Below are 24,312 nucleotides of genomic sequence, written 5' to 3'. Positions count from 1 at the left end.
AATTGCTGTTCGCTACGACGGGCACCAGACCTTGTGGCGAGGGTGTGCTTCCTCAGATCCTGGTGATCCGCCAGATGCCGAATGGCTGATGCCAGGGCTCGATACGCATCCACTGGGTCTTGCCATACCAGGTCCAGGTATGGCCGTTCATCAAATCCTCGCCACGGGTCGCGGCGTCATCCGGCAGGCCGAATTCCCACAAGGGCAATTCGAAATGCGCTTCCTGGGCGTTGTGGGGATCGAGGCTGACCGCCACCAGGATGAAGCTGCCGAGGTCCGCCGTGCGCTTGCCGAAATACAGGATGTTGTCGTTCCAGGCGTTGTAGACCTGCAACCCCAAATGCGTCTGCAAGGCCGGGTGCTGGCGACGGATACGATTGAACTGGGCGATCTCGGCGATGATGTTGCCCGGTGCATTGAAGTCCCGTGGGCGGATCTCATATTTCTCCGAATCCAGGTACTCCTCCTTGCCCGGCAACGCCGCCGACTCGCACAGTTCGAACCCCGAGTACATGCCCCAGAGCCCGGAACCCATGGTTGCCAACACCGCCCGAATCAGAAATCCGGCGCGCCCGGAGTGGTGGAGGAAGCCCGGGTTGATATCCGGTGTATTCACGAAGAAATTCGGCCGGTAGCACTCGCGCCAGGGCGACTGGTTCAGCTCGGTGAAATAACTGGCCAGCTCGGCCTTGGTGTTGCGCCAGGTGAAATAGGTGTAGCTCTGGGAATAACCGACCTTACCCAGGCGCGCCATCATCGCCGGTGTGGTGAATGCCTCGGCGAGAAACATCACCTCGGGATGAGTGCCGCGCACATCGGCGATCAACCACTGCCAGAACGGCAGCGGCTTGGTGTGAGGGTTGTCGACCCGAAAGATCTTCACCCCTTCCTCGACCCAACCCAGCACGATATCGCGCAACTCGACCCAGAGACTGGGAATCGCCTCGGCGGCATAGAAGTCGACGTTGACGATGTCCTGGTATTTTTTCGGCGGGTTCTCCGCGTATTTGATGCTGCCGTCCGGCCGCCAGTTGAACCAGCCGGGATGCTGCTGCAACCAGGGGTGATCCTGGGAACATTGGATGGCGAAATCCAGGGCGATTTCCAGGCCGTGTTCGGCCGCGGCAGTGACCAGCTGGCGAAAATCCTCGCGGCTGCCCAGTTGCGGGTGAATCGCCTCATGCCCGCCGTCCTCGCTGCCGATCGCATAGGGACTGCCCGGATCATCGGGGCCGGCCATCAGGGAATTGTTCGGGCCTTTGCGGTAGCTGCGACCGATAGGATGGATGGGCGGGAAATACAGCACGTCGAAACCCATGTCGCGGATCATCGGCAGGCGGCCGTGCACATCATTGAACGTGCCGTGACGCTCCACCCGGTCGGTGACCGAGCGCGGGAACAATTCGTACCAACTGGCGAACTGCGCCAGGCTGCGCTCCACCTCCAGGGGATAGTCGTAGCTGCGACTCAGGTAGGCATGGTGGTCGGCCTTGCGCATCAACACCGCCGTGGAGGGTTTGAGAAAGCGCTCGACCTGGCCATCACTCGACAGGTGCAGCAACTCCTCGTGCAGGGCCGTCAGGCCCATCGCCACGTCGTCCTGGCTGCGTTCGATGGCGTGCTGCACCTGCGCCCGCCCTTCCTGCAATTCGAGTTCGATAGGCTGACCTGCGACGAACTTCTTCTCCAGTTCGTAGCAGAAGCTGGCGAACTGATCGATCCAGGCTTCGATCCGGTAGACATAACGCCCCTGGTCGCCGACCCGCAAGCGGCCCTGCCAGGCGTTGTTGCCTTTATCGGCCATGACCGTGCGTTGCCAGTCGGCGTCGCCCAGGTTTTTCCAGGCCAGCAGCACGGCCAGCTTGTCGTGGCCGTCGGCAAACACCTTGGCGCTCACCACCAGTTCCTGTCCCGCCACCGCCTTGACCGCGAACTGCCCACCATCGACGGTCGGCGTCACGTCTTCAATGGCAATGCGTGGCAGCAGCAACGCCTGGGACAAGGGCAGGACTTCAGTGCCCTCCTCGTCCAACGGTTTATCGGCTGACATCGAGCATCACTCCTTACGCCCCATGGACGCTCTACTCTGCGAAATCTGCATGGCAACCGGCTTCTTCCTGAAAAAGGTCATTTCAGTTCGGAGCCCGCTGCCGGGACAAAAGTTCAGACCGATTGGCCGGCAACCTCCACTCGTCATAAAGCGGGAGTCAAAAGCACCTGAACGGGGTCCACCGTTTTACCGGGTGCCCCGATCCCTGACAGGGTGTCCCACCTGAAGCACGCATAAAGGAGGCCAGCTTCATGAATATTCCGATTCCAGCAGAAACGCCCGATCCCAATATCGACAAACCGACCCTACCCCCCATCGAGCCGCAACCGATCCCCGAGCAGGAACCGCCCGGCAGCACACCACCGCCCAGGATCGATCCACCGACGACCATGCCGCCAGTGATTGCCTGACGCGGCGCGCCTGAAGCATAGACGCGAATGCCGCTTCAGCCGCGCTCGCCCCGAACACAAGGAGAGCACCATGCCCGTGCATATCGAAGCCTCGAACCAGACCTGTGCCCTGGAGCAAGGCGACATCCGTCTCCATGGCCCGGCCAGTGCCGTGCGCCTGAGCACCGACGACGGCAAAAGCATGTCCCGCGCCGAACTGAACGGCCAGTTCATCTGGATCACCGAAGCGGAAGCCGACGCCCTGACCGTCGCCGGCGCCCTCGACGGCCGCCATCATGTGAAGGTGAGCGACGGTGATTCGGTGATTTGATTGATCTGTATCAGCAGCGGCGCCCGGCTTTTCCGCCTGGCGCCGCAGGGCACGTCGACCGCGAGTGGTGCGGGGTAGGACAAGCTGTCGCAGGTCCACGTGGACATTCATCTGATCCGCTTTTTATTCAAATACCTGAGTCTGTTATGCAAACAGTTCGCTCGGCATAGTGCCCAGGCCTGATGGAGGCTGACGAGCGACAAACCATGAGCGAGAGAATCCCCGTCCAGAGTGTTGACACCTTCGAGCCTGTGCGTCCAAGGATGAAGGCCAAGTCCACCGACCAACTGATCCACACCCGCAGCTTCAGCGGGCTGTTCCGTAACCTGCGCCTGGGTGGCGCGGGCTTTCTGTTCCTGCTGTTCTTCGGCACGGTGTGGCTGAACTGGGGCGGTCGCCAGGCGGTGCTCTGGGACCTGGCCGAAAGTCGTTTCCATATTTTCGGCGCGACCTTCTGGCCCCAGGATTTCATCCTGCTCTCGGCCCTGCTGATCATCTGTGCCTTCGGCCTGTTCGCCATCACCGTGTTCGCCGGGCGGGTCTGGTGCGGTTATACCTGCCCGCAAAGTTCGTGGACCTGGCTGTTCATGTGGTGCGAGAAAGTCACCGAAGGCGAACGCAACCAGCGCATCAAGCTGCAAGCCGCGCCCTGGGGCCCGAACAAACTGGCCCGGCGTGCTGCCAAGCACACTTTGTGGCTGGGTATCAGCCTGCTGACCGGGCTGACCTTTGTCGGTTACTTCACTCCGATCCGGCCCCTGGCCGAAGAACTGATGACCCTGCAGATCGGCGGTGTCAGCCTGTTCTGGGTGCTGTTCTTCACCGCGGCCACCTACATCAACGCCGGCTGGCTGCGCGAAGCCGTGTGCATGCACATGTGCCCCTATGCGCGGTTCCAGAGCGTGATGTTCGACAAGGACACCCTGACCATTTCCTACGACGTCGCCCGGGGTGAACACCGTGGCCCGCGTAAACGTGATGTGGCGCCGGCCAGTGTCGGCCTGGGGGATTGCATCGACTGCCAGATGTGCGTGCAGGTCTGCCCTACCGGCATCGATATCCGCGACGGCTTGCAGATGGAATGCATCGGCTGCGCGGCCTGCATCGACGCCTGTGATTCGATCATGGACAAGATGGGTTATGCCCGTGGACTGGTGAGTTATACCTCCGAGCATGAGTTGCAAGGCGGCAAGACCCACCTGCTGCGACCACGGCTGATCGGCTACAGCGCGGTGCTGCTGATCATGATCGGCGCGCTGGCCGTGTCCCTGGTGGAACGGCCCATGGTCTCGCTGGACGTGAGCAAGGACCGTGGGCTGTTCCGGGAAAACAGCCAGGGCCAGATCGAGAATATCTACAGCCTCAAGGTCATCAACAAGACCCAGCAGCCCCAGCGCTATCGCCTGGAGTTGCTGGACTCGGACGGTTTCCAGCTGCAGGGCAAGACCGAACTGAACCTGGCGGCGGGTGAAATCGCCGACCTGCCGGTGTCGGTGGTGATGGTTGCCGACAAGCCGAAAAGCAGCTCACAGGAGCTGAGTTTCAAGGTCATCGACAGCGACGAACCTGGCGTCTACAGCGTGGCGAAGAGCCGCTTTGTCGCCCCGCGGAACCGTTGATGCCTTAGAATCCCGAGCACCTGAACAGCGAATACTCCAATGTGGCGAGCGGGCTTGCCCGCGCTGGGGTGCGAAGCGCCCCTGAAACCAGAGAACTCATTGTGTCTGACACAGCGAGGTGTCCGGTTTTACGACTGCTGCGCAGCCGAGCGGGGGCAAGCCCCCTCGCCACAAAGGTGTGGCAACTGTAGAAAGGCGCTCTTCGCTCTTTAAGACGATTCGCTGTTGCGTGCCTATATCGAATGAGCCGAACCACCATGAAACGCTACGAAAAATTCGCCGACGACATCGCTGAACTGATCCGCACCGGCGTCCTCGGACCCGGTCAGCGTGTGCCGTCGGTACGTTATGCCAGCCAGACTTACGGGGTCAGCCCCTCCACCGTGTTCCAGGCCTATTACCTGCTGGAACGCCGTGGCCTGATCCGCGCCCGGCCGCGCTCCGGCTACTTCGTCAACGCCCACACCCCCAGCCCGTTTTCGGAGCCGGCGATCAGCAGCCAGGTCAACGAGTCCACCGAGGTGGATGTCAGCGAGCTGGTGTTCTCGGTGCTCGATTCCATCAAGGACCCCACCACCGTGCCCTTCGGCTCGGCCTTCCCGAGCCCGATGCTGTTTCCCCTGCAACGCCTGTCCCGTTCCCTGGCCAGCTCAAGCCGCGAGATGGACCCGCGCCTGGTGGTCACCGACCTGTCGCCGGGTAACCCGCAACTGCGTCGGCAGATCGCCCTGCGTTATATGGTCGGCGGGCTGATGCTGCCCATGGAGGAACTGCTGATCACCAGCGGCGCCCTCGAGGCGCTGAACCTGTGCCTGCAGGCCGTCACCGAACCCGGCGACCTGGTGGCCATCGAGGCCCCGGCTTTTTATGCCTGCCTGCAAGTGCTGGAACGGCTCAAGCTCAAGGCGGTGGAGATCCCGGTGCATCCGCGCGACGGCATTGACCTCGGCGTGCTGGCGCAAACCCTGGAACGCCATCCGATCAAGGCCGTGTGGTGCATGACCAGTTTCCAGAACCCCCTGGGCGCAACCGTGCCGGAAGCGAAGAAGCAGGAGTTGGTGGAACTGTTGCGCAGCCATCAGGTGCCGCTGATCGAGGACGATGTCTACGCCGAACTCTATTACGGCCAACAGGCGCCGAAACCGGCCAAGGCCTTCGACACCGAAGGCCTGGTGATGCACTGCGGCTCCTTCTCCAAGAGCCTGGCCCCGGGCTACCGTATCGGCTGGGTGGCAGCGGGACGTTACGCGCAGAAGGTCGAGCGACTGAAGCTGATGACCTCGCTGTGCGCCTCGATGCCGGCCCAGGCCGCCCTGGCCGACTACCTGCAAAACGGCGGCTACGACCGGCACTTGCGCAAGCTGCGTTATGCCCTGGAAGAACAACAGAACGCCATGTTGGCGGCGATTGCCCGCTATTTCCCGGCGCAGACCCGGGTCAGCCAGCCGAGCGGCGGTTACTTCCTGTGGCTGGAACTGCCGGAGCAGATGGATTCGCTGAAGCTGTTCCAGATCGCCCTGGCCCAGGGCATCAGCATCGCCCCGGGACCGATCTTTTCGCCGACCCAACGCTTTCGCAACTGTATCCGCCTGAATTACGGCAGCCCGTGGAGCGAGGTGTCGGAGCAGGCCATGGAAACCCTGGGGCGGATTGTGCGGTCACTGCTGGACCAGTGATTCAAGGCAAACACACACCTTGTAGGAGCGAGCTTGCTCGCGATGGCGTCCTGCCAGACGCCGGAGAGTCCGCCTGTCGGCGGATCGCGAGCAAGCTCGCTCCTACAAGGGGGAATGTGTACGCCCCTAGGGAATAAGGGGCCAGTGCATCAGGTACGCCGCGCCGGTCACCCGGATCATCGGATGCGGCACGATCTGGCATTCACCAACGATCGTGAAACCATGACGCTGATAGAAACGGCAAGCGCCGCTGTTCATTGCATAGTCGATCAGGCTCAAGCCCTTGAGCCCAAGCGTCCGGCAGCGCTGACGGGCATGTTCTAGAAAACCCGCACCCAAGCCCTGGTTACGCCAGCCCTCATGCAAGGCCAGGCTGGAAATATACAACGTGTCCGGAATCTCCAGATCAGCATACGGCGCCAGGACCGGATCGGTACTCGGCGTCGCCTCCAAATCTTCAAACATCGGATAACTGTGCAACATGCCAATGACCTGGCCATCCGCCTCAGCCATCAAGCAATTCTCATAAGAGAAATCCACGCCCTCGCGGGAATAACGCCGCTCGCCGACATCCAGCAGGGACTCGGCGCCTTCAGCCAACTGGCTCCAGATATAGTCGGACGCACCTTCCGAAGAAATCTGGAACAGGCGGGCAATCTCGCGGGCGTCCGAGCGTAGCGCCGGACGAAAGATAACGGTCATTCGGGAGTCCTGTAACAGTCGATCGGTGGCCAGGCAAAACCCTGGCCCCGGCGTTACAGTCTGAAGCCTGTGCTCGACCGGGCGTTGTACCCCAGCGACATGGCTGGGGCGGAAACCGACTTAACGTCCACCCGCCAGATCGATAAAGGTCCCGGTGGCGTAGGAAGCCTTGTCCGACAGCAGCCAGATAATCGCCTCGGCCACTTCTTCGGCACGACCGCCACGGCCCATGGGAATCGCCGACTCCAGCTTGCTGACCCGGTCGGCATCACCGCTGAGGGCATGGAACTCGGTATAGATATAACCAGGGCGCACGGCATTGACCCGAATGCCCTCGCCCGCCAGTTCCTTGGACAAGCCCAGGGTGAAGGTGTCCACTGCACCCTTGGAAGCCGCGTAATCCACGTATTCGTTGGGCGAACCGAGACGCGCCGCCGCCGAAGACACATTGACGATATTGCCGCCCTGGCCGCCATGGCGTGGCGACATCCGTCGCACCGCGTGCTTGGCGCAGAGGATCGGCGCCAGGGTGTTGACCTTCAGGGTTTGCAGAATACGAAACTCGGACATCTCATCGACCCGGGACTTGTGCCCGACGGTCCCGGCATTGTTGACCAGGGCGGTGACCGATCCCAGTTCGGTATCCACCCGACTGAACAGGCGGATCACCTCATCCTCGATACTGACATCGGCACGCACGGCAATGGCCACGGCGCCGAGCCCGCGCACCTGCTCCAGCACCCGCAGGGCCGCTTCCTCATCCGCCAGGTAGTTGATACAGATGCGATAACCCTGTTGCGCGGCGAGCACAGCGGTAGCGGCGCCGATACCCCGGCTGCCGCCCGTGATGACGATGACTTTGTCCATATTCCGTTCCCTCGTTCAACCTGTAGCCTTGCCGCAAAAGCATACCCGCCGGCGACCACTCTTGTGTAGTCGCCGATGGTCGCAAGGGTTGTACTAAGCGCTCACATAGACCCAGGCATCCAGGCCGGAAGCCAGTCGGACCGAGACGCGTTTGTAGTCGGACACTTCATAGGCATCGGCGGCCGCCAGCTCCTCGGCACTGATGCGAAACACCATGCCACTGACGCCGTCCTCGGGGTTGCTGCTGGGACGCACGATGGGATGGTGGGTCTTGCCGCTGGTGGCAAGGACCTGGGGATCGGTGATCTCGACCCAGGACTGCTCGTAGCCGAGCATGCGGTCGGCGTTGCCGGCCAGTTCGCGGCCGAAGTTGGACAGTTGCACGGCCTTGTCCTGCAGGGTGCCGTAGGAAAACAGCAGTACCGGTGTTGCAGTGAGATCGGTCATGGAGGCCTCGTCTGTCAAAGAGGTGAGACAGTCTAAACGCTCCGGGCCCGGATGCCGAGCTGCTTAGCCGATGATCCTATCGCCATCCTTCAGAAGTCATCGACCCTGATCACCTAGCGCTGCGCCTGCTCGGGCAGCACCTGCTGCCAGCCACCGCCAAGGGCGCTGTAGAGTCCGACCAGGGACAATGACACCGCCGCCGTGCTGTCGACCAGCGCCTCTTCATTGGTGAGCAAGGCAGCCTGCACCGTCAGCACATTGAGAAAGTCCACCGTACCCTGGGCGTATTGCTGACCCACGCTGACCAGGGCCCGGCGGCTTTGCTCCACCGCTTGCTGGAGACTGTCGCGACGGCGCTGGCCGGCCTGATAGGCAGTCATCGCATCGTCCACTTCATGCCAGGCGTCCAGCACGGTTTTCTGGAAGCGCAGCGCGGCTTCCTGCTGGCGGCTTTCACGCAGTTGCAGCAGGCCTTGCAGACGCCCGCCCTCGAACAGCGGCACGCTCAGACTCGGCCCCACGGCGAAAGCCCGCGAACCCCAGCTACCCAGGTCGGACAATTGCAGCGACTGGAAACCCAGGCTCCCGGACAAAGTGATGCGCGGATAGAAATCCGCCTGGGCCATGCCGATAGCCGCCGTGGCGGCGTGCAGATCCGCCTCCGCGCGGCGAATGTCCGGACGGCGTCGGGCCAGTTCGCTGGGCAGACCGACTGGCACCTCGGCAGGCGGCGCCGGGATGCTCGCGGCGACACTCAAGCGTGCTTCCAGCGCCCGGGGCTCAAGGTCCATCAAGCGACCGAGGGCATTGATCAACTGGGCCTCACGCTGTTGCAACAGCGGCAGTTGCGCTTCGATGGTCGCGACCTGCGCCGTCGCCTGCGAAACTTCCAGTTCACTGGCAACGCCCTCACTGCGTTGCAGAGCGGTCAACGCCTGCGTGTGGCGGGCAATCTCCAGGTTCTGCCGGGTCACCGCCTGCTCACTCTGGGCCGCGCGCAGTTGAATGTAGTCACGGGCGGTTTCAGCCATGACCGCGATCAATACCCCCCGGCGATCTTCCTCGGCCACCTGGACGTTGGCGTCCGCCGCTTCCACCGAACGTTTCACCCGTCCCCACAGATCGGCCTCCCAACTGACCGCCAGGCCGGCATCCCAGAGGTTATAGGCGCTCTTGCCGTTGAGATTCGACGGATCGGCCAAACCGTTCTGGCTGCTGCGTGCACGGCTGTAGTCGGTGCTGGCGGCAACCGACGGCAGGCTATCGGCAGCAATGCTCAGGCGCGCCGCACGACTCTGCTCCAGACGACTGGCGGCCAGTTGCAGATCGAGATTACTCGTCTGAACCTGACGCACCAGCGCTGACAATTGCGGATCGGCAAAGCTGTCCCACCAGCGGACTTCCAGCGCCACGGCGAGTGGTCGGCTGTGCCCGGCCGGACTCTGCGCGATCAACCATTGGCTGCCGAGCTTCGCCTGCGGTGGCTGAAAGTCAGGCCCCAGGGTGCAACCATTCAGTCCCAGTGCCACCATCCATACCCACAATAGACGCCTGTTCATCGCGCGCTCACCTCATCCATGGTGCCCGAATCGGTATCGATCCGCGCCTCGACCGACATGCCCAGGCGCAGTTGCTTGGCCAACGGCTGCCCGCGATCCAGCAGGATCTTCACCGGAATGCGTTGCACCACCTTGGTGAAGTTGCCGCTGGCATTCTCCGGGGCAAGAGCGGCAAAGGTCACACCCGTCGCCGGGGCGATGCTGTCGACGGTGCCCATCAGGGTCGTGCCGGCAAAGGTGTCGACGTTGATGCTCACCGACTGGCCCGGGCTGACGTGGGTCAGCTGGTTCTCGAGGAAATTGCCGATCACATAGGTGTCGTTGACCGGCACCACCGCCAGCAAGGCATCGCCCGGTTTGACATAGGCACCCAGGCGCACACTGCGGCGGCCGACGACGCCATCGAACGGCGCCACCAGTACGGTGTGCGCCAGGTCCAGTTCAGCACGGGCCTGGAGCGCCTGACCATGTTGCAGCGACGCCTGTGCACTGTCGCGCTGGGCCAGCAGGACGTCGGTCTGTTTGCGCGTTGCGTCCAGCGCCGCGCGGTGTTCGGCCAGGCGTGCCGCGGCGGTCCGCCGGCGGGTCTCGGCTTGCTGGGCATTCTGCAAGGTCCCGGCGCCCTGCCCGGCCAGATGCTGGTAACGCTGCCCTTCATGCTCGGCAAACTGCACCTCGGCCTGATCGGCGTCGACCACCGCCCTGACCTGGTCGATCAGCGCGTGTTGGCGCTCAAGGGTCGCCACGGCATTCGCCAGCTGCGCGCGGGCACTGGAAACACTGGCCTTGGCGGCGTCCAGATCGGCCTGGTAGTCCTGGGCATCGATGCGCACCAGCACTTGTCCGGCGCGGACCCACTGGTTGTCCTGGACCTGGATTTCGCCGATGAACCCCGCGACCTTCGGCGCGATCAGGGTGTAGTCGGCACTGATATAGGCATCGTTGGTGCTCTGGACCGGACCGCTGCTGAACAGCAGGCGCCAGGCCCCGTAGAGCAATGCGGCGAGCAGGACCGCCGCCAGGATCAGCCAGGGTTTACGTGAAAGTGAAGAAGTCATGTCCAGGTATCCGAAAGAGGTCAGGAGGCCGCACGCGGCGGATAGATGCGCGTCGGCAGGATGGGAATCAGCAGGATCAACGCCAGCGCCAGGCCAGCCATGTACAGGTAGAGATCGCAAGCCGTCAGCGCCACGGACTGTTCGTGGAGACGCCGGGCCAGTTGTCCCAGGTCCACGCCCTCGGCAACCCAGGGCGTATTGCCCAGGCGATCCACCAGGTGGCTGGAATGCAAATGCTCGCGATGGACCGTCAGCGTCTCCAGCACACTCCCCGCCAACACGGCGGAAAAGCCCTTGACGGTGTTGAACCAGGCCGAGGCAAAGGGACCATCGACCGGAGTGATGCTGCCGGTGGAAAGCATCAGCAAGGGGATCACCGCCATGGGTTGGGCGAAGATCTGGATCCCTTGCAGCAGGTAGAAATTCTCGCGGTTCCAGGCCGTGGTGAGCTGGGAACCGAGCACACAAGCCAGGGCCAACAAACCGAGGCCGGTGGCCAGGACCCAGCGGCAGTCGACCACCCGGTTATTGCACAGCGCCACGACCAGGGGCAGCGCCAGCAGTTGCGGCAGCGCGACCCAGAGCATCACCGGGGCGGTCTGCAAGGGGCGATAACCCTGGACCTGAGCCAGGTAGCTGGACGGAATCATGATCACCGCCAACAACACGAACAACACGCCGCCGAGGGTCACCAGGGCGTGGGTCAGGTTGCGGATGCGCAGCATCTGCAATTTGAAGAACGGCAGCGGGTGCGACCACTCGTTGATAAAAAACAGCACCAGCAACAGCAAGCCACCGCCAACCAGGACGCTGATCAGTGGCGAGTCGAACCAGTCCAGGCGCTCGCCCTGCTCCAATCCGAGGACCAGCATCACCAGGCCCGGAAACCCCAGCAACAACCCGCGCCAATCGAACTGCCGGAAACGCTCCAGGCGCAGCGGGTCCTGCGGCAAGCCCCAGGCAACGCAGGCCATGGCCACCAGCCCCAGCGGGATCACCTGCCAGAACACCCACTGCCAGCCGGCGTATTCGACCCACCAGGCCGCCAGCGGCGTGCCGAAGCTAGGGCCGAAAGTCGCGGTCAGGGCATAACCGCCCAGGCCATAGAGCTTGATCCCCGGTGGCAGGAAACGCAGGGCCACGGACATCAGCATCGGCGGCAAGGCCCCCCCGGCGAAGCCCTGGACGATGCGCATCAGCATCAGGGTCTCGGGGTTCGCGGCGAACGGACAGAGCCCTGCCAGGAGCAGCAAGGTGCCGATGGCGCACAGGGTGAAACGACGCAGGGAAAAGGTTGCCGCACACCAGGGGGCGAAGGCCATGGCACTGACCGACATGGCCGCGTAAGCCGCGATCAGCCAGGTGCCCTGGTCGTAGCTCAGGCCCATGGCGCCACGAATATCCGCCATCGCGACCTTGGTCACGTTCTCGTTGAAGCCCGAGGCCAGTACCGCAAGCAACACGCCCACCAGGCCAACCGCAATCCGTAGTCCGAAGGGGTTCGCGACAGGGGCCACCTTGGCCGCCAGCAAAGGCGGCAGGTTGTTTTGCAGAGCGGTCATGAGCCCGCATCCCGGGCAGGCACGAAGACAGAGGGAAAAAGCCAGTACATGGCGGGAAACTCCGGTTTCACTAGGAAACCCGAGTCTATGCAGCGTCAACCGCTATAAAAATTGATAAATAGCTATCTCTGGAGTGCGCCAGACGCAATCCTTAATCCCCTGCGCTGCACATGTCCTTCAGGCTCCGACGCAGCCAGCGGTGTGCATGATCATTGTCCAGCCGCGGGTGCCAGGCCTGGACCATCACGATGGTTTCCACCGGCAACGGCAACTCGAAGGTGCGCAGGCGCAAGCCCAGGCCGCTGAGGTTGCTGATCATGAGACGCGGGATCGAGGGCAGGATCAGGTCGGAAGCGGCCACCGCGAACATCGCCGAATGGAAAGTTGGCAGCACCAGCGATATCCGGCGTTGCAGGTTCAACTCGTCCAGCAGCGTATCGATCGGCCCCCGCGCCCGGCCCCGGCGCGAAACACTGATATGGTCGTATTTCACGAAACGCTCGACATCCAGCTCCTCGTCGAACAGCGGATGCCCCTCGCGGGCGATACCGACCAGTGAGCTGTTGAACAAGCGCTGCACCTTGATATCGGCGCCGAACTTGCGGGTGGCGCAAACCGCCAGGTCGATACGCCCTTCGTTGAAGGCATCGTCGTCGGTGTCGCCCTCGGGGACCATGCGCAAGGTGGCATTGGGCATATGCCGGGCCAAATGCTTGAGCAACTGGCCGCCATAGGCGCCGAAGAACATATCGTTGGCCCGCACGCTGAAGGTGCGCTCCAGTGAACTCAAGTCGGTTTCCTGGCCGGGGGTGAACACACCGTGGGCCAGCTCCACCACGCCACGCACCTGCTCGCGCAACTCCAGGGCCCGGGGCGTCGGGACCAGGCCCCGTCCGGAGCGCACCAGGATCGGGTCGTTGAGGGCTTCGCGGATGCGCGTCAGCGTGCGGCTCATGGCCGGCGCGCTGAGGTTCATCCGCCGCGCGGCGCCGGTCACCGAGCCCTCTTCGAGCAGGATATTGAGGGCCACCAGCAGATTCAGATCGTGTATTTGCATGGTGCCCAGCATAACGAGCGTTTCCGGCAATCGCCAGCAGGGATAAATGCGCCACACGCAATCGATGATTGACCGCTGCCCTCTTCTCCACCTCGCAGACACCTCAGCCGACTGCACCGACATTCCAGCGCAAGGCCGCCGCCAGGGCACTGGCGTAGTCCATCCGTGGATCGGCGATGGGCGCCTGGGTCGCACTGCCCGGGTAACCAAAAGCGTCAATCAACACCGCAGTATGTTCGGCCAACTGGCTGCAGAGCTGATCCTGATGGGCCTCAAGGCCGCGATAGCCCGTATCGTCGAGCAGGCCTTCACTCATGAACCAGGCCGCATGACGACTGATCCGCCCAAGGGCAAACAACGTGCTGAGCCTGCCGAGCAAGGTTTTCGCCTGCGACGGTTCGATGGCCTCGACGGCCCTGGCGGTATGTTCCATCATCACCCGCAACCCATGGGCCTCACCCACCTCGCGAGCACGGACCAACAAGGGATTCCAGACGTCCATCGGGTCACTGTACAAGGCACCGTTCGCCTCGACCTGCTCACGCAGGGCTTCGACTAGCCGCTGTTCCCGAGCCTGGAACAGGTACAGCCAGACCTTCGGATCCAGCAGATCATCCGTGCGCGCAGGGCTGACCAGTGCCGGTAAGGGCGAGGCCACCAGTCCTCGGGCGGTGTCCAGGATAATCAGCAGGTTATTGCCACCGGCGTCATTGAAGACATGGCCCAAGCCCTGGTACTCGAGAAAGCGATTCAAGGTGAGGTCACCCGCCACGCCACACCGCAGCCGGCACTCGGCACTCACCTCTTCCGCGGTCCAGGCGCTCAGGGCCTTGGTCAACGCCAGTGCGCGGTTGGCCGAAGACCAGGGGGCCCACGTCAGAAAACGGGTATCGGCATGCTCGGAAACATTGCGTTCATCGAGTTGGCGAATCCAGACCCGCGCCGAATCGTTGACCAGGCACGTCACGGCATAGGCGCTGGCCAGACAACCGAACAGCGAGCGGCGCTGTGTGTTGTAACGCAACAGGCTGGCTTCGGGGGCGATCCTGGCCATGGTCGAACGCCGCGTCGAATGGCTCAGCGCCAGTGCCACACTGGCCCGGGTCACGGCCGCCAGGGCAACGGAAGCCATTACCCAGACATGGGCCGGCGCCACCAGCGTGCGGACCAGGCGCTTGTCATGATCGCCCAGTGGATCACTGAATACCCCGTGCTCGTCGATCCTGGCCTGATCGGACAACCAGGCGGAAAACGGTAGCCGGACCTGATCGAAGCCTGCCAGGCCATAGTCGAAGGGCACCAGCGCGATCTCCGTCGGCAAGGACATCCGCACCCCGGGCCGAGGTCCAGTGTGATCGCTGATGTCCAGGATGAAGGGAAACACACCACAGTCCTTGTCGCCCACCCGCAGGCGTGCACACACCACGCCGATCTTGGCCTGGTCGCCGATCCCCACGTTGGTGAATTTCAAGGCGCCGCTGTCGGGCGTATGCAGGACAAACTCACGGGTGACCGAGTCGAAAACCGCTTCGGTGCGGGTCGCTATCTGGCTATTGCCACCACCGATCTCGGTGATCATGTAGGCGCTGACCTTTTCTCCGGACTCCAGTGCCAGGCGCATCTCGGCCGCCAGGGGATTGCCCTGTTCGAACTCCCTGATAGTCCCGATGCACAGCCCGTATTGAATGGAGAAGGCAATGCACAGCGAGACATCCACCACCCCCGTCCACTCCGCCAGCGCCAACAGCAGACCGGGATCGCTGAACAGGTTTTTCGGCAAGGCCGTCAGCAGCAGGCGCAAACGTTCATAGCTGCCTCGGTGCAACGCCAGGGTGTCTTCGCCTATCCGGTGCCGGAAGGCATCAGCGGCTAATACAGAAGCCGCCAACTCACGTGACGACGCCGGGACCGGACCGAAAAGCGCGGTTTTCAGATGTTCGACCAACGCTCCCGCAAGGGGCGCCGAGGCCGGTTCATCGTGGTCCCCGGTCGGGACGAGGCCAGCAAAAAGCGCCGCCAACTCTGCCGGGCTTTTCATCAATGGCGCCAGTGCGCGTCCCCCGGTCAAGGTACTGCCCACGCATCGGGCCAGGTTGTCGCCAATCCCCATGTCGACGAACAGGGTGCGCTCCGTCAGCGGCACGCTCAGCAGGGCATGGGGCAGGTCAGCCGGTTTGACCACACAATCGGCCATGGCCTGCTGAAGATCATCCGCGTCGGTGTAGACCCTGCGACCAACGCTGGAATGAATCGCCACACGCAACGGCCGTTGCGGCAGGGCTCGGAGTTCCTCCAGGAAACCCATGGCAACCGGCGCCAGCGCCGGATGGTGTGACGCATAAGGGAGTGCCAGACGGTGCAACCGGGGCTCGCCATCGGCCATTACCGCCTCGAACAGTGCCTCAATGGCCGGGTTGGGACCGCTGACCACACACTGGCGCGCCGTATTGACGCACGCCAACACCAGGTCCGGGCGCCCCACTGCCTGCAGCAAGCGTTCGGTGTCTGCTGCTGAAGCACCGACCAGCACCATGGCGCCCTGGCCCTCATGCTCCTGGTAGGCATTGTTCAAGGCGCAGACCGCGTCAACACCATGGCCGATATCGAATACATCGGCACAGACCATTGCGGCAATCTCACCCAGACTCTGGGCGACGATGGCCTTGGGGCGAATGCCCATGGCCAGGAATACCCGCTGCAAGGCCGCGGATGCCGCATAACCGGCCATTTGTGGAAGACCTGCGGGAAGCTCCAGCGTCCGCTTCTCATCCAGCAGGACGGCACGAACCTGCCCTCGCCTGATCGGCCTGGCCTGCCGGGTGTTACGTTCAAGTGCAGCGTCCACCTGTGCAAGGACGCCGTCGATGATATCAGCGATTTCCGGGCTGGCCCCATGGAGCGCGCAGAGTCCGCCGCGTGGGTCGGCCCCCTGTCCCGGAAACATGAAAACAAGATCGTCGTGATGAAACTCAACAGCGGCAACAGTGGTCATGGCCAATCCCTCCAAGGATCAATCAATACCGACCTCGCCTCTCGTCGCACGACAGAATCAACGGGGCGAGGGCCCAAACAAACAAGCACTCATTACTCCCTCGAGCTCCTGTCAACTCACGGTAAAAACCGTAAAACCCCGGGCGGGAAATAACAACTGTCAGTCTTGACAGTTGACTTGCGAACAAAAACAGGCAAGTTCAGGCAACGAGAAGGCGCCCGAACTCAAGTCTTTGATTTAGAAAAAACCATGTTTTCATGGGGAAACGACAGACGGCATGACTAACAACTATTCCTATTTATGTTGTCGGCCCGGGTTCAACCGCTTGTCACTTCATCCTGACCCTCAAGAGATTATTTCTTCATAACGACTAACGCCGCCAGACCGCACAACCCAACGCACTCAGGGCAATCGCCAGTCCCGCCAGGGCATAGACCCAACTGGCCGAGGCCACCGGCAACAGCACGCCCGCCAGCAACGGGCCGACACCGGCACCGATATCGCGCCACACCGAATTGGCGGCCAGGGCCTGGACGCGCCCGGCGCCGGGGTTGCGCTGGGCGACCAGGGTCACCACCAGTGGCAGTTGCAGTGCCCGCAGAATCAGCACCGAACCGGCGCCGAGGATCAGCCAGTGGCTGCCAAAAGCGCTCAGGGCCAGGCCGCTGAGGATCGAGAACAACAGCAGCATACGCACCACGCCATAGCTGTCCGCCGCCCGGCCACCCAAGGGGCTGAGGAGCATTTCCGAGACATACCGCAGGGCCATCAATAACCCGGCAATGATCACCGCATTGCCGCCCAGGACCGCCGAGGCCTGTAACGACAGGCCAAAGATAAACAGCCCGTCCAGCGCCACGCCCTCGACAAAGGACCATATCGCCACACTGTCCGGCCGTTTGAAACGTCGCCCGGAAGGTGCCGCCAGTTCATGCCCCACTGTCGGCAAGCCACGCGCCACCCATAGTCCGACCAGTGCCGAGCCACACAGCAACAGGAAAATCAGCCGTGGCCCGAAATGCAGGCTCAACCAGCCGCCCGCCGACAGTGCGATCATCGGGCCGATGGCAATCACTCCCCGCGAACGCCCGGCTCGCCGTGCGGCCCCGCTCGGCTCCAGGGTCGCCAGCACCTGCGTGGACAGATTCATCGCGGCAAAGGCCAGGCCCCAGACCAGGCGCAGCAGCAACAACCAGCCAAATCCGGAAATCAGCGAGTTGCCCAGGGCGCAGAACGCGCTGGCCCCGGCCGCCAGCATCAGGGTCGAGCGGTCACCGTGGCGGGCGTAATAACGCAGCACATAGCTGTAACCGAAGATCCGCACCAGGCGGTTGGCCGCCAGCAACACCCCGGCCTGGGCCAAGGTCACGCCAAAGGCCTGGGTGTTCATGGGTAGCAGCAGGTAAAGCAGCACGTCGCTGGGCAGGCAAAGGGCCAGGACGGTAGCGGAACGACGGGAGGCGGAATCGGTCGAGTGAGCAGCCACGGCAGGCATCGGGGGACGGGTCTCCGCTGGGGGGAAGAAGCCCGCAAGCATGCCGGATTGAAACGATCATCGACAATATTTTCTGTCGTCCGCTCTCTGTCTGATCAAACCGGCTTTTCGATAGCCAAGCCGCTTTTCCTTGAACCTGCTCGCCCCCTGTACCGGCAAGTTGGATGATTTCGTTCATGGGGTGCCTACAACTATGTATTGCACACCTGAAAAACCGATGTGATCAGATGGCACTCAATCACCGTTCAAATGATGTCGAGTACACCGCAAAATCTAAAGGAATAGAAAATGCGCGCACTATTGATCACCACCCTTGCTTTATATATCAACTTCCTGACACCTTCACTTTACGCCAAGGCAATTGAAACAGAAGATATTTTTATTCCTTCTCGCCAGGCCCTCAAAAACAAAAATGGGGAAAGCCGGCATTTGAGTGGGGTTGGCCGACTGGCAGATAATTGCACAGCCACATTGATTGATACCCGCTATCGCCATGAGGCAACCGCGCAACCCGCCTACTTGGTAACCGCTGGGCACTGCGTCAGTAGCAATCAAAAAAGAATCATCACAGACAAAATCATCGCAAACAAAGTCATGGACTTCAGGATAGAGTTCAATTATTTCGGCGATACCATCGACCAGATAAAAACCTACACACTGAAAAAAATCAACTGGAGCAGCGTGCGTGGCATCGACCTCGCCGTGATCGAACTGGAAGCTTCGCTGACAGAACTGATCGACGCAGGTATCCAGCCACTCAGTATCGGTTCGCGTCCGGAACCTGGCAGCGCCATTGCAATAATCGGCGCCCCTGGGGAAGATTTTCTGCATCAGTCCTTCTGCACGCTGGCGCCCACAAAGGATGGTTACATCAATAATGACGGGGAATCGAGGATATTGCTCAACAGTCTCAACGCTCAGTGCCGCAGAATTGGACGGGGTGCGTCCGGTGGCCCAATCGTGGAGCGCGAGACGGGTAAAGTCGTGGGCGTCCTGTATGGTGCCATTGGAGAATCAGATGTATACGGCTCTGCCATTCAGCCCCTTCAAGGGTGTTTTACATCCGGCCAGTTTGATCCCTCAATTACCCGTTGCAGCTTATTTCCCGTCTACGATATTGATGCCATCGTCCCGCAACGCCGGCAAAATTTCCTGCCCGCCAAACCAGAGCTGGGCTTGGAAGCCGTCATTCCATCCTGGGATCTGAAATTTTCAATCAGCACGCCTTTCTATCGTTACAAAACCGAGCACTCATTGAGCGCTCCTTGCGAAAGCCCCCATGACTACAGTGAAGCTATCAGTGCCGACAATGCCTATATCGATAAGGTGATCGGAACCAAAAGCGGTAGGCATTGGTTATGCATCATCGGTGTTGAGACGCCCGAACAGCCGCCCTTCCACGGCATCATGAAAAATAATCAAACGATGAGGGTCGACTTGCGGGACCACGGCAATGAACCGCTGGAAGTCGATATTGCCACCGAACGCGAAAATTTCTCCGAGCCAGTGGTTTATAACCTGTTTGCATCCGCCTACTTTTCACCCCCCACTTATGCGCAGATCTATTCGAAAACAGGCCCGGCCTCAGAGACGGATTGCGATGATCCTCAGGGCTATGAAGAAATGTACCGCCGTGCTCGTGAATCGTGGGTCCTTCTGGCGAGTTGGAACAGCACGCAGGAAGAAGCCAAGCTTTGCGTCTATAGCAAAAATGCCCGTGGCGAATCATCAAGACCCATGGAGCATTGGCTCAAAGTCGCCGACGACTGGAAGAACTGATTCACCGTCACTCAGCGTCTGCCTGCGGCCAAACGGAAAATTACTGCCCTCTTTGTCCGGCTTTAATATCCAATGGGTATAAAATACGCGCTTTTTAAACCTGTCATATTTGACAGTAGACGGCCAACCGCTATCGGTTCTAACTTGTTCGGGTCGGATAACCGACCCTATTCTTGATTCTGCCTATAAGAGGACATTGCCATGGAACCTTCTACTCTTTATCTCCCCAAACAAGGACATTCCCCCCAGCACGCCGGTCGATTCGTCTGGCGTATTGATAACGGACCCGAGACTTACGCAGAAAGAACAAGCTTCGGCTTAGGCGAGTTCCCTCCTGGCTCGGGCCAGAGATACTGGCTGCTTTCCGGCGGGACAGGAACACCCGAACAAGAAAATTATTTCTACTTCCAAATCATGATCGACTACCAACGCGGCCCCTTCGAAAATATAACGCTTAAGTTGGGTGATCATAAGTTGCTATCCATGAGCCATACCTATTCGATTCCGGCGCCGGAAGGTTTTTATGGCGTCCAGACGGTCAGTGCCGACGCGGGAGAAACGACACTTTCTCTCGATTTGGAAACAGGCACGATCGACGGCCGTTTTGAAAGTGTCTATAGAGCGTTACGCCTGGCTCCAAAAGGGCATTTCAGGATGACAAGAGATGATCAATAAGCCTGCACGGGCACCTCAGTAAGCACCGCTGATCAAAAGGCCCCTGCCAACAAAAGCGGGCTCGACTTACTCCCGAAGTGGAGTGCCCGCCCTTCTCGTTCCCATCTCGCATGTATCGACTCTCTTACAATCGCCCAACCCTGCTGGGCAAACAAACGCTTCCTCTGGCACTTTCCGGCAAACCGACGGAAGATCGGCTTCACCGGACCCGTCCTGTCACCCAAACCTTTTGGCGGACCAACCGTCAATAAAGCCCCGAAAGGGGGCGCTTCTTGGTATCGTGTGCGCCGATTTAAATAGCCACCTATATATTTTCTCTCTTAGTAGCTCCGTTCATATTCAATTTTCTTTGCACAACACAGGTTCCACATGACCGATCCCATTCATATCAAGGATCACGAGAACGAAAAGCGCCTGGTGAACAAGCGCTTGCTGGCCTGCGGCATCCTGGTCCTGGGACTCGCGGGCAGTCTGGTCGCCCGCCTGTATTTCCTCCAGGTCACCGAGTTTTCCTATAACTCCACCGTCTCGGAAAACAACCGCGTCCACGTCCTGCCAATCCCGCCGGAACGCGGGATCATTTTCGACCGCAACGGCCAGGTGCTTGCCGACAACCAGCCCAGCTTCAACATGACCCTGACCCGCGAGCGCGCCGGTGATGTCGGCCAGGTGCTGGACACGGTGATGAGCGTGCTCAATCTGCCGGACGAAGACCGGACGATGTTCACCAAGATCCTCAAGCAGTCGCGCCACCCGTTCGAACCGGTCACCCTGCTCTATGAACTGACCGAACAGCAGATCGCCCTGCTGGCAGTGAACGAGTTCAAACTGCCAGGGGTCGAGGTCGAGCCGCAGTTCGTCCGGCACTACCCCCTGGGGGATCATTTCGCCCATTCGGTGGGTTATGTCGGGCGGATCAACGAAAAGGAAAGCAAGCAACTGGACCCGGTGGAATACCGTGGCACCCAGTCGATCGGCAAGACCGGCATCGAGCGCTTCTATGAAGACGAACTGCATGGTCATGTCGGCTACGAGGAAGTCGAGACCAACGCCCAGGGTCGGGTAATGCGGGTGCTCAAGCACACCGACCCGATTCCGGGCAAGAACATCACCCTGAGCCTGGACATCAGCCTGCAGGAAGCCGCCGAGAAGGCCCTGGGCGACCGTCGCGGCGCGGTGATCGCCATCGACCCGAAAACCGGTGAAGTGCTGGCGATGGTCAGCAAGCCGAGCTTCGATCCGAACCTGTTCGTCACCGGTATCCGCGCCAAGGACTATTCGGCCCTGCGCGACTCCCTCGACCGTCCGCTGTTCAACCGCGCCCTGCGCGGGCTCTACGCTCCCGGCTCGACCATCAAACCGGAAGTGGCCATCGCCGGCCTGGACAGCGGGGTGATCTCCCCGAGTACCCGGGTGTTCGACCCTGGTTACTTCCAGTTGCCCAATGTTGACCACAAATACCGCAACTGGAACCACAGCGGCGACGGCTGGGTTGACCTGAACGCGGCGATCATGCGTTCCAACGACACCTACTTCTATGATCTGGCGAGCAAGTTGGGCATCGACCGTTTGCACGATTACCTGAACAAGTTCGGTGTCGGGCAAAAGGTTTCCCTGGACATGTTCGAGGAGTCTCCGGGGCTGATGCCATCACGCGAGTGGAAACGCACGACCCGGCGTCAGGCCTGGTTCCCCGGCGAGACGGTGATCCTCGGCATCGGCCAGGGCTACATGCAGGTCACGCCGTTGCAACTGGCCCAGGCCACGACCCTGATCGCCAACAAGGGCGTGTGGAATCGTCCGCACCTGGCCCGGACCATCGGCCAGGTCGCGCCGGTGGACGAGCATCCGATTCCCAATATCATACTGCATGATCCCCGGCAGTGGGGACAGGTCAACTACGCCATGCAGTTGGTGATGCACGATCCGCGCGGTATCGCCCGGGCGGCGGCGGTGGGTGCGCAGTACCGCATCGCCGGCAAGAGCGGCACGGCACAGGTGGTGGCGATCAAGCAGGGTGAGCGTTATGACCGCCTGAAGACCTCGGAGCGTAATCGCGACAACGCCCTGTTCGTCGGCTTTGCCCCGGCGGAAGACCCGCAGATCGTGATTGCGGTGATGATCGAGAACGGCGAGGCCGGTGGCCGGGTCGCCGGGCCTGTGGTGCGGGAGATTCTCGATGCGTGGTTGCTGGACAAGGATGGCAAGCTCAAGCCTGAGTATGCGCGGCCGCTGCCCCATGAGGATCCGAAGGTCTGACTGTGACGAGCGGGCAAGCCCTGGTACCAGTCACTCAAGCCCATTTATGCCGAGCACGTAACTGTGGCAAGCCCCAATGCCAGTCAGTTAAGAACCATCTCAAGCCTGGCCGAGACTTGTGGCGAGCGGGCTTGCCCGCGCTCGGCTACGAAGCAGTCGCAAAATCTATCATCGTGTTCTACCTGACACATCACGATCACTGGTTTTGGGGCCGCTTCGCAGCCCAGCGCGGGCAAGCCTGCTCGCCACAGGACCGCGCTCGGCTTCAAATTTTCTTAACTGACTGGCATTACGGCAAGCCCGCTCGACACATCAGAAGCGGTGCTTTCCTTCCTCCGACCGTCGATGACCGGGCCTGCGCACAGCGCCAATAGCATTTCTTAAAGTCATATCAATAAATCACTTTGCCCTGCATATGCTCCCGGTGCGTACCGTTCGTCGTCTAATTTTTTAAAGCAATCCATCTATATTGAATGACATTTTCTACAGAAAACTCAATCAATAAGCTCTGCTTCACCTGATGTGAAAAAACTTAATTTATCTAGCCAAAATCAGGCTAAGACAACTCCTACAAACGAACAACTTTTAAGTTGCCATACCTGCTCTTCAGGAACTATAGCTATTGACACCACTGCTCTATCAAGTGGTTCAACTGTTAATTTCCAATGGAGAACAACATGAACAATATCGATAGTCTCTACAAAAATTAATCTGGCTTCGACAGAAGCCCTCAAACCAACAGTGGCGGATCTGGCGGCCAAGGCAGACGTGTTGGCGGGAGCGGCTGAAGCGGCGATTCGGGCGGTAACGCACTCACGAACGAAGAGAACACAAATGAAGGACAAACAACAAGCCATGGCAAAAATTACCCAGCGAAAAGCGAAACAGCTTTTGCATTGAACAACGCGCCAGAGGGTGAAAAAACGCATCTAAGCATACACAACTACGAAATACTAAACTTCCATTTCAAAGACTTGGCAACCTCAGAAAATGGAGTTTCAAAAACAGCAACCCCTTCGCTGACCACAGCATTAAGCGTAATGAAAAACAACAATACACGCCACATCTCAAAAAAAGAACTGTTCGAAACCCTAACACAATATGGTCTCAACCCTGAGACGGCCTTCGACAATACCGCGCCCCCCCTGAAGCAGCAGAAGCAGCATCAGCTCGCGGTACCGCGCCGATAAAACGCCAACACCCCGCCCAAGGTCATCAGCAGCCCTCCGCTCACCCGGTTGAACGCCCGCAGGTGCCCGCCCTGCAAGCGACTCAACAAGCGTGCACCGCACAGCGCGTAAAACAGCATGATGCTGACATTAAGCAACGTCATCACCACGGCCAGCAGCGCATATTGCGGCAACTGCGGTTGCGTACTGTCGATAAATTGCGGCAGGAACGCCGACATGAACAGCAGCGCCTTGGGGTTGGTCAGCGCCACCACGAAACAGCGCATGAACAAACCGATGGAACGATTCGAACCCTGCGGAACCGGCAACTCAACAAGCGTCCCGGTCGAACGCAGCATTTTCCAGCCCAGCCAGACCAGATACGCCGCCCCCAGCCACTTCACCGCCTGGAACAGCGTCTCACTGGCCTGCAACAAAATCCCCAGGCCACAGGCCACCGCCGTCACCAGCAACGCATCGGCCAACACCGCCCCGCCCATGCCCCAGGCCGCCGCTCGCACGCCGTGGTTGGAACCATTGTGCAAAGCCAGCAGCACCGTCGGGCCAGGCATGGCGATGATGGCCGCCGAGCTGATCAGGAACAAAAGCAACGTTGCCAGCGTCAT

19 protein-coding genes are annotated in these 24,312 nt (G+C 60.8%); 8 read left to right on the top strand and 11 right to left on the bottom strand.

Annotated features, from left to right (window positions below; genetic code table 11):
* Positions 1-52: 52 nt before the first annotated feature.
* Positions 53-2,050: an alpha-1,4-glucan--maltose-1-phosphate maltosyltransferase gene (locus HX866_RS05255; protein ID WP_177138380.1), complete on the bottom strand. Its 1,998-nt coding sequence runs from the start codon at positions 2,048-2,050 to the stop codon at positions 53-55.
* A gap of 251 nt (positions 2,051-2,301) precedes the next feature.
* On the opposite strand from HX866_RS05255, the gene HX866_RS05250 reads away from it, so the two are divergent.
* The 4 genes from HX866_RS05250 (at position 2,302) to mapR (ending at position 6,065) form a co-directional block, all read left to right on the top strand.
* Positions 2,302-2,460 (top strand): hypothetical protein, encoded by a 159-nt coding sequence (locus HX866_RS05250; protein ID WP_177091593.1) that lies wholly within the window; start codon positions 2,302-2,304, stop codon positions 2,458-2,460.
* Between the two features lie 70 nt (positions 2,461-2,530).
* Positions 2,531-2,770, top strand: a complete 240-nt coding sequence (locus HX866_RS05245; protein ID WP_177091592.1) for a DUF3203 family protein — start codon at positions 2,531-2,533, stop codon at positions 2,768-2,770.
* A 206-nt stretch (positions 2,771-2,976) separates the two neighbouring features.
* On the top strand, positions 2,977-4,389 hold the full coding sequence (gene ccoG / locus HX866_RS05240) for a cytochrome c oxidase accessory protein CcoG (RefSeq protein WP_177138379.1): 1,413 nt from the start codon (positions 2,977-2,979) through the stop codon (positions 4,387-4,389).
* Between the two features lie 257 nt (positions 4,390-4,646).
* Positions 4,647-6,065, top strand: a complete 1,419-nt coding sequence (gene mapR, locus HX866_RS05235) for a GntR family transcriptional regulator MpaR (RefSeq protein WP_177091588.1) — start codon at positions 4,647-4,649, stop codon at positions 6,063-6,065.
* 126 nt (positions 6,066-6,191) lie between these two features.
* Here mapR and HX866_RS05230 read toward each other — a convergent pair whose 3' ends face one another.
* From HX866_RS05230 to HX866_RS05190, 9 genes are all read right to left on the bottom strand, one after another.
* Positions 6,192-6,767, bottom strand: a complete 576-nt coding sequence (locus HX866_RS05230) for a GNAT family N-acetyltransferase (RefSeq protein WP_177138378.1) — start codon at positions 6,765-6,767, stop codon at positions 6,192-6,194.
* Between the two features lie 120 nt (positions 6,768-6,887).
* On the bottom strand, positions 6,888-7,634 hold the full coding sequence (locus HX866_RS05225; protein ID WP_177138377.1) for an SDR family oxidoreductase: 747 nt from the start codon (positions 7,632-7,634) through the stop codon (positions 6,888-6,890).
* 93 nt (positions 7,635-7,727) lie between these two features.
* Complete coding sequence (locus HX866_RS05220; protein WP_177100799.1) at positions 7,728-8,081, bottom strand: gamma-glutamylcyclotransferase family protein; 354 nt, start codon at positions 8,079-8,081, stop codon at positions 7,728-7,730.
* Positions 8,082-8,194: 113 nt separating this feature from the next.
* On the bottom strand, positions 8,195-9,640 hold the full coding sequence (locus tag HX866_RS05215) for an efflux transporter outer membrane subunit (RefSeq protein ID WP_177138376.1): 1,446 nt from the start codon (positions 9,638-9,640) through the stop codon (positions 8,195-8,197).
* On the bottom strand, positions 9,637-10,698 hold the full coding sequence (locus tag HX866_RS05210; protein WP_177138375.1) for an HlyD family secretion protein: 1,062 nt from the start codon (positions 10,696-10,698) through the stop codon (positions 9,637-9,639). Before HX866_RS05210 ends, HX866_RS05215 begins: the two co-directional genes overlap by 4 nt.
* A gap of 20 nt (positions 10,699-10,718) precedes the next feature.
* A complete protein-coding gene (locus tag HX866_RS05205) occupies positions 10,719-12,260 on the bottom strand; it encodes an MFS transporter (RefSeq protein ID WP_177138374.1) in 1,542 nt (513 codons plus the stop codon).
* 151 nt (positions 12,261-12,411) lie between these two features.
* Complete coding sequence (locus tag HX866_RS05200) at positions 12,412-13,317, bottom strand: LysR family transcriptional regulator (RefSeq protein WP_177138373.1); 906 nt, start codon at positions 13,315-13,317, stop codon at positions 12,412-12,414.
* Between the two features lie 103 nt (positions 13,318-13,420).
* Positions 13,421-16,309 carry an acyltransferase domain-containing protein gene (locus tag HX866_RS05195; RefSeq protein ID WP_177138372.1) on the bottom strand — a complete coding sequence of 963 codons (2,889 nt, stop codon included), beginning with the start codon at positions 16,307-16,309 and terminating at the stop codon, positions 13,421-13,423.
* 370 nt (positions 16,310-16,679) lie between these two features.
* Positions 16,680-17,804 (bottom strand): MFS transporter, encoded by a 1,125-nt coding sequence (locus HX866_RS05190; protein ID WP_177138370.1) that lies wholly within the window; start codon positions 17,802-17,804, stop codon positions 16,680-16,682.
* A gap of 288 nt (positions 17,805-18,092) precedes the next feature.
* On the opposite strand from HX866_RS05190, the gene HX866_RS05185 reads away from it, so the two are divergent.
* The 4 genes from HX866_RS05185 to HX866_RS34055 all read left to right on the top strand — a co-directional run bounded on the left by HX866_RS05185 (position 18,093) and on the right by HX866_RS34055 (position 23,707).
* The gene (locus HX866_RS05185; RefSeq protein ID WP_177138368.1) at positions 18,093-19,583 is read left to right on the top strand and encodes a trypsin-like serine peptidase; all 1,491 of its coding nucleotides are present in this window, start codon (positions 18,093-18,095) and stop codon (positions 19,581-19,583) included.
* Positions 19,584-19,784: 201 nt separating this feature from the next.
* Positions 19,785-20,258: a hypothetical protein gene (locus tag HX866_RS05180; protein ID WP_177091568.1), complete on the top strand. Its 474-nt coding sequence runs from the start codon at positions 19,785-19,787 to the stop codon at positions 20,256-20,258.
* A gap of 369 nt (positions 20,259-20,627) precedes the next feature.
* On the top strand, positions 20,628-22,517 hold the full coding sequence (mrdA, locus tag HX866_RS05175; protein WP_177138366.1) for a penicillin-binding protein 2: 1,890 nt from the start codon (positions 20,628-20,630) through the stop codon (positions 22,515-22,517).
* A gap of 896 nt (positions 22,518-23,413) precedes the next feature.
* The gene (locus HX866_RS34055; RefSeq protein WP_218179646.1) at positions 23,414-23,707 is read left to right on the top strand and encodes a hypothetical protein; all 294 of its coding nucleotides are present in this window, start codon (positions 23,414-23,416) and stop codon (positions 23,705-23,707) included.
* On the opposite strand, the gene HX866_RS05170 is transcribed toward HX866_RS34055, so the two are convergent.
* Positions 23,683-24,312, bottom strand: a complete 630-nt coding sequence (locus tag HX866_RS05170; protein ID WP_177138364.1) for a LysE family translocator — start codon at positions 24,310-24,312, stop codon at positions 23,683-23,685. The two genes, HX866_RS34055 and HX866_RS05170, sit on opposite strands and share 25 nt — an antisense overlap.

The sequence above is a fragment of the Pseudomonas gingeri genome (assembly GCF_013386165.1).
In the GTDB taxonomy this organism is placed as follows: Bacteria; Pseudomonadota; Gammaproteobacteria; order Pseudomonadales; family Pseudomonadaceae; genus Aquipseudomonas; species Aquipseudomonas gingeri_C.
The sequence above is the reverse complement of the archived record's forward strand: the minus strand, read 5'-3'. Positions and strand labels throughout refer to the sequence as shown.

Coding starts and splice junctions, on each gene's coding strand:
- HX866_RS05255 (WP_177138380.1), bottom strand. CDS start 2,050: ATGTCAGCCGATAAACCGTTGGACGAGGAGGGCACTGAAGTCCTGCCC.
- HX866_RS05250 (WP_177091593.1), top strand. CDS start 2,302: ATGAATATTCCGATTCCAGCAGAAACGCCCGATCCCAATATCGACAAA.
- HX866_RS05245 (WP_177091592.1), top strand. CDS start 2,531: ATGCCCGTGCATATCGAAGCCTCGAACCAGACCTGTGCCCTGGAGCAA.
- ccoG (WP_177138379.1), top strand. CDS start 2,977: ATGAGCGAGAGAATCCCCGTCCAGAGTGTTGACACCTTCGAGCCTGTG.
- mapR (WP_177091588.1), top strand. CDS start 4,647: ATGAAACGCTACGAAAAATTCGCCGACGACATCGCTGAACTGATCCGC.
- HX866_RS05230 (WP_177138378.1), bottom strand. CDS start 6,767: ATGACCGTTATCTTTCGTCCGGCGCTACGCTCGGACGCCCGCGAGATT.
- HX866_RS05225 (WP_177138377.1), bottom strand. CDS start 7,634: ATGGACAAAGTCATCGTCATCACGGGCGGCAGCCGGGGTATCGGCGCC.
- HX866_RS05220 (WP_177100799.1), bottom strand. CDS start 8,081: ATGACCGATCTCACTGCAACACCGGTACTGCTGTTTTCCTACGGCACC.
- HX866_RS05215 (WP_177138376.1), bottom strand. CDS start 9,640: ATGAACAGGCGTCTATTGTGGGTATGGATGGTGGCACTGGGACTGAAT.
- HX866_RS05210 (WP_177138375.1), bottom strand. CDS start 10,698: ATGACTTCTTCACTTTCACGTAAACCCTGGCTGATCCTGGCGGCGGTC.
- HX866_RS05205 (WP_177138374.1), bottom strand. CDS start 12,260: ATGACCGCTCTGCAAAACAACCTGCCGCCTTTGCTGGCGGCCAAGGTG.
- HX866_RS05200 (WP_177138373.1), bottom strand. CDS start 13,317: ATGCAAATACACGATCTGAATCTGCTGGTGGCCCTCAATATCCTGCTC.
- HX866_RS05195 (WP_177138372.1), bottom strand. CDS start 16,309: ATGACCACTGTTGCCGCTGTTGAGTTTCATCACGACGATCTTGTTTTC.
- HX866_RS05190 (WP_177138370.1), bottom strand. CDS start 17,804: ATGCCTGCCGTGGCTGCTCACTCGACCGATTCCGCCTCCCGTCGTTCC.
- HX866_RS05185 (WP_177138368.1), top strand. CDS start 18,093: ATGCGCGCACTATTGATCACCACCCTTGCTTTATATATCAACTTCCTG.
- HX866_RS05180 (WP_177091568.1), top strand. CDS start 19,785: ATGGAACCTTCTACTCTTTATCTCCCCAAACAAGGACATTCCCCCCAG.
- mrdA (WP_177138366.1), top strand. CDS start 20,628: ATGACCGATCCCATTCATATCAAGGATCACGAGAACGAAAAGCGCCTG.
- HX866_RS05170 (WP_177138364.1), bottom strand. CDS start 24,312: ATGACGCTGGCAACGTTGCTTTTGTTCCTGATCAGCTCGGCGGCCATC.